The following is a 4,778-nucleotide window of genomic DNA, read 5'->3' on the forward strand; positions in this document are numbered from 1 at the left end:
TTGCCCGCCAGCGGCAGGCGATACTTCGCGAGTTGACCGATCCCGATGTTACGGAACTCGGGCCTTGGTTTTTTTACGGCTTCAGCCATGCTAGACCCCAACATTGTTATCACACTAATCCGCGATTTTAGCGCCTTTTCATCTCGCGCTGCAGCGAAACGCCGCAGAAAATGCCTTTGCAACTCGCGATAGAAAGGCGACTCTCGAGGGACTTGCACATCGGTTGCGGTCCGGTGCGCCGTCCGTTCATCATCTCTTTCAACTCAAGTCGTTCTGATAGTAATAGCCGGTCGTGACATACCAGCCGCGACGCACTTCGACCGGTCGGTCGCCGTACGTATAGGACACTCGTTCGACGGACAGCAGCGGAAAACCGGGGGCCACTTTCAGTAATTCGGCGACCGGCGCATCGGCTGCAACCGCGCGAATCTTCTCGGACGCACGAATCATGCGCGTACCGAACTCGGTCTCGAACATCGCGTAAAGCGGGCCCTTGTAGTCGGCGAGACGCTCGGCCGTCAAGCCGCGAAACACGGCGCCCGGCAACCAGATTTCATCGAAGACAGTCGTTTCGCCATCGAATTGCAACAAGCGCCTGATAAGAACGACGGGGTCAGCAGGCTTCAGGTCGAGCTGGCGCGCGATCTCGGCGGGCGCGCGCAGGCGCCGGCATTCAAGCAGACGGCTGACGTGGGGATGAGCATCGCCGTCGTCGGGGAGGAGGCGCAGGAAGCGAAATTGCACGCGGTCTTCGTTGTGCGTCGCAACGAACGTGCCCTTGCCCTGACGGCGCACGAGCAGGTTGTCGGCGGCGAGTTCGTCGATCGCCTTGCGCACCGTGCCCTGACTCACTTTGTAGCGGCCCGCGAGTTCGACTTCGCTCGGGATGATCTCGCCGGGCTTCCATTCACCCGATTCGAGCCCTTGCGTAATGAGCGCCTTGATTTGCTGATAGAGCGGGCTGAACGTCGGCGACGAAGCCGGTGCAACTTCCGTCGCACCAGCGCCGTTCGTGGGGGTCGTCGTCGCCGGGTTCGAATTCATGCGCGCATTTCATCATAAAGGCCCGCGTGGCGTCCACCTATTTCCCGACAATTCCTATGTCTTATATAAGACATAAGATACTGTTGACTTTATGTCCGGTGAATCCTACACTCCTTGTTGAGCAAGGGTTTGCGGGTTATTGATCCGGTGCGCATCGAACAGTTTCCGGTCAATGTCTCACGTAATCTGGCACGCCCCGCCGCTTCATCGCCTCACGCCGAACGGCTTTCGATTCGCCCGCCGCTGCCTGTGTACCGCCTTGCAACGTCCCGCGCCTTCTCGAAACGCCTCCTGTGCGACGAGACCCGGCGCCGCCGCCGCGCGCAGCCCCACGCTCATGGAAGAATCTTGGCATGGCAGTCGCGCCGCCGCGCTTCATGCAGCTCGAACGCCCGCTATCGCGCGACCCAGCGTGATTCCACGGCGTTTTGCGCGTGATCCCGGACAGCACGGCTGACATGCTTCATCAACGCTTCGCGTAACGCGCATAAAATGGCGTTTTCCCTAGCGTCTCACGCACCGTCCAGGAGAGTTCTCAATGGCTAAGTCCGCAAAGCGCGTTGCCGTCACCGGCGCCGCAGGTCAAATCGGCTACTCGCTGCTGTTCCGCATCGCCAATGGCGATCTGCTCGGCAAAGACCAGCCGGTGATCCTTCAACTGCTCGACCTGCCGCAAGCGCAAAACGCCCTGAAGGGCGTCGTGATGGAACTGGAAGACTGCGCATTCCCGCTGCTGGACAGCGTCGTCACCACGGACGACCCGAAAGTCGCGTTCAAGGACGCCGACGTCGCGCTGCTCGTTGGTGCGCGTCCCCGCTCGAAGGGCATGGAGCGCAAGGATCTGCTCTCGGCCAACGCGGAAATCTTCACGGTTCAGGGCAAGGCGCTGAACGACGTCGCGAGCCGCGACGTGAAGGTGCTGGTGGTCGGCAACCCGGCGAACACGAACGCGTACATCGCGATGAAGTCGGCGCCGGACCTGCCGAAGAAGAACTTCACCGCCATGCTGCGCCTCGACCACAACCGCGCGCTGTCGCAACTGGCCGCGAAGTCGGGCAAGCCGGTCGCATCGATCGAAAAGCTGGCCGTGTGGGGCAACCACTCGCCGACGATGTACCCCGACTTCCGCTTCGCCACCGCCGGCGGCGAGTCGCTCACGAAACTGATCAGCGACGACGAATGGAACCGCAACACGTTCATCCCGACCGTCGGCAAGCGCGGCGCGGCGATCATCGAGGCGCGCGGGCTGTCGTCGGCGGCATCGGCGGCGAATGCGGCGATCGACCACGTGCGTGACTGGGTGCTCGGCACGAACGGCAAGTGGGTCACGATGGGCATTCCGTCGGACGGCTCGTACGGCATCCCCGAAGACATCCTCTACGGCGTGCCGGTGACGTGCGAAAACGGCGAGTACAAGCGCATTGAAGGCCTGGAAATCGATGCGTTCTCGCGTGAAAAGATGGACGGCACGCTGAACGAACTGCTCGAAGAGCGCGATGGTGTCGCGCATCTGCTTGGCAAATAAAGTTCGCCGCAGGGCCGCTTGATCGAAGCGGTCCTGCACGGATCGCGAACGCCTGAAGCAGCGTTCGCGGCCGATCCGAGCGCGTTTGGCTTGACGCCGAGCGCGTTCGAATCGGTTCCTTTCATCCCCCAACTCGACCCGACGCCGACGATGCGCGCTCTCACCCCCGCCGAAGTGCTGTTTGACGGCGAAGTGCAACCTGCGGTTTTGCCGCCGTGCGATCACTATGCCGGCAGCGAAAAGCTGATCAGGAAGTCGCTTGGCATCCAGGCGCAGCTCGGGCCCGTCTTCGACATCACGCTCGATTGCGAAGACGGCGCGCAAGTCGGCCAGGAAGCGACGCACGCGGAACTCGTGGCATCGTTCATCGGCGGCGAGGACGACCGCTTCGGGCGCGTCGGCGTGCGCATCCACGATTTCCAGAACCGCGCCTGGCGTGACGACGTGCGCATCATCCTGCGCAATTCCCGGCGAGCGCCAGCCTACATCACGCTCCCGAAAATCCGCAGCGTCTACGATGCCGCCGAAATGGTCGCATTCGTCGAAGCGACGCGCTGCGAATTCGGCGTCGTGCAGCCTGTTCCTTGCCATCTGCTGATCGAAACGCACGGCGCACTCGCGCAAGTGTTCGAACTTGCCGCGCTGCCGGGCGTCGAAGCGCTGAGCTTCGGTTTGATGGATTTTGTGTCCGCCCACAACGGCGCGATCCCCGATACCGCGATGCGCTCGCCTGGCCAGTTCGATCATCCGCTCGTGCGGCGCGCTAAGCTGGAGATCGCGGCGGCGTGCCACGCGCACGGCAAGGTCGCGTCGCACAACGTGTCGACGGAAGTGCGCGACATGAGCGTCGTCGCGAGTGACGCGGAGCGTGCGCGCAACGAGTTCGGCTATACCCGGATGTGGAGCATCCATCCCGATCAGATTCAGCCGATCGTCGCCGCTTTTTCGCCCCGCGCCGATGAAATCGATATCGCCGCCGAGATTCTGCTCGCGGCGCAGGCGGCACAGTGGGGGCCGACGCGTCAGCACGACACGCTGCACGATCGCGCGAGCTATCGGTATTACTGGTCGGTGCTGCGACGCGCGCAGGCGACGAGCCAGGTTTTACCAGAGGGCGCCGCCGCGCTCTTCGGGCCTGATGAACCCAACACGAAAGGAAGCTGAACATGACGATCACTTCCGCAGGTGCCGCCTTTCGCGCCGCCGTCGCCGCCGAGAAGCCGCTGCAACTCGTCGGCGCGATCAACGCCAATCACGCGCTGCTCGCGAAGCACGCCGGGTTCAAGGCGATCTACCTGTCGGGCGGCGGCGTCGCGGCGGGCTCGCTCGGCTTGCCCGACCTCGGCATCTCGACGCTCGACGACGTCTTGACCGACGTGCGCCGCATCACGGACGTCTGCGACCTGCCGCTCCTCGTCGACGTCGATACCGGTTTCGGCCCGAGCGCGTTCAACATCGCGCGCACGGTGAAGTCCCTGATCAAGGCGGGCGCGGGCGCGATGCACATCGAGGACCAGGTCGGCGCGAAACGCTGCGGGCATCGGCCGGGCAAGGCGATCGTGTCGCAGCAGGAGATGGTCGATCGCGTGAAGGCGGCCGTCGATGCGCGCACCGACGCGAACTTCGTCGTGATGGCGCGCACGGATGCACTGGCAGTCGAGGGCTTGCAGGCGGCGATCGAGCGCGCGCAGGCGTGCGTCGAGGCCGGCGCCGACATGATCTTCCCCGAAGCGATGACCGAGCTCGGCATGTACAAGCAATTCGTCGATGCCGTGAAGGTGCCGGTGCTCGCGAACATCACCGAGTTCGGTTCGACACCGCTTTTTACGGTCGACGAACTGCGCGGCGTGGATGTATCGATCGTGCTGTATCCGCTGTCTGCGTTTCGCGCGATGAACAAGGCCGCGCAGAACGTCTATCAGACGATTCGCCGCGACGGCACGCAGAAGGCCGTCGTCGATACGATGCAAACGCGTAACGAGCTTTACGAAAGCATCGGCTATCACGAATACGAGCAGAAGCTCGACGCGCTGTTCAATCAGAACAAGGGAGACGTGGGGCGATGAGCGATACCGTAACGAGTGAAGCGCCGGCCGCTGCAGGCGGATTCAAGCCGAAGAAATCCGTTGCGCTGTCAGGTGTGACGGCGGGAAACACCGCGTTGTGCACCGTCGGCAAGACGGGTAACGACTTGCACTATCGCGGCTAC

4 protein-coding genes and 2 pseudogenes are annotated in these 4,778 nt (G+C 63.0%); 4 read left to right on the top strand and 2 right to left on the bottom strand.

The features are described from left to right. Positions 1–89 (bottom strand): annotated as a pseudogene (locus AWB65_RS34205) (succinate dehydrogenase, cytochrome b556 subunit); the annotation flags it as partial. Positions 90–258: 169 nt separating this feature from the next. Continuing rightward, complete coding sequence (locus AWB65_RS34210) at positions 259–1,044, bottom strand: GntR family transcriptional regulator (protein WP_087671188.1); 786 nt, start codon at positions 1,042–1,044, stop codon at positions 259–261. A gap of 538 nt (positions 1,045–1,582) precedes the next feature. On the opposite strand from AWB65_RS34210, the gene AWB65_RS34215 reads away from it, so the two are divergent. The 4 genes and pseudogenes from AWB65_RS34215 to AWB65_RS36130 all read left to right on the top strand — a co-directional run. Next, complete coding sequence (locus AWB65_RS34215; RefSeq protein ID WP_087671189.1) at positions 1,583–2,569, top strand: malate dehydrogenase; 987 nt, start codon at positions 1,583–1,585, stop codon at positions 2,567–2,569. 150 nt (positions 2,570–2,719) lie between these two features. Next, entirely contained in the window at positions 2,720–3,733 is a 1,014-nt protein-coding gene (locus AWB65_RS34220) for an HpcH/HpaI aldolase/citrate lyase family protein (RefSeq protein WP_087671191.1), read from the top strand. 2 nt (positions 3,734–3,735) lie between these two features. Beyond that, positions 3,736–4,635 carry a methylisocitrate lyase gene (gene prpB / locus AWB65_RS34225; RefSeq protein WP_087671190.1) on the top strand — a complete coding sequence of 300 codons (900 nt, stop codon included), beginning with the start codon at positions 3,736–3,738 and terminating at the stop codon, positions 4,633–4,635. Beyond that, positions 4,632–4,778: pseudogene (locus AWB65_RS36130) on the top strand (2-methylcitrate synthase); the annotation flags it as partial. The gene prpB and the pseudogene AWB65_RS36130, both read left to right, overlap by 4 nt.

Source organism: Caballeronia humi (genome assembly GCF_001544475.1).
Taxonomy (GTDB): domain Bacteria; phylum Pseudomonadota; class Gammaproteobacteria; order Burkholderiales; family Burkholderiaceae; genus Caballeronia; species Caballeronia humi.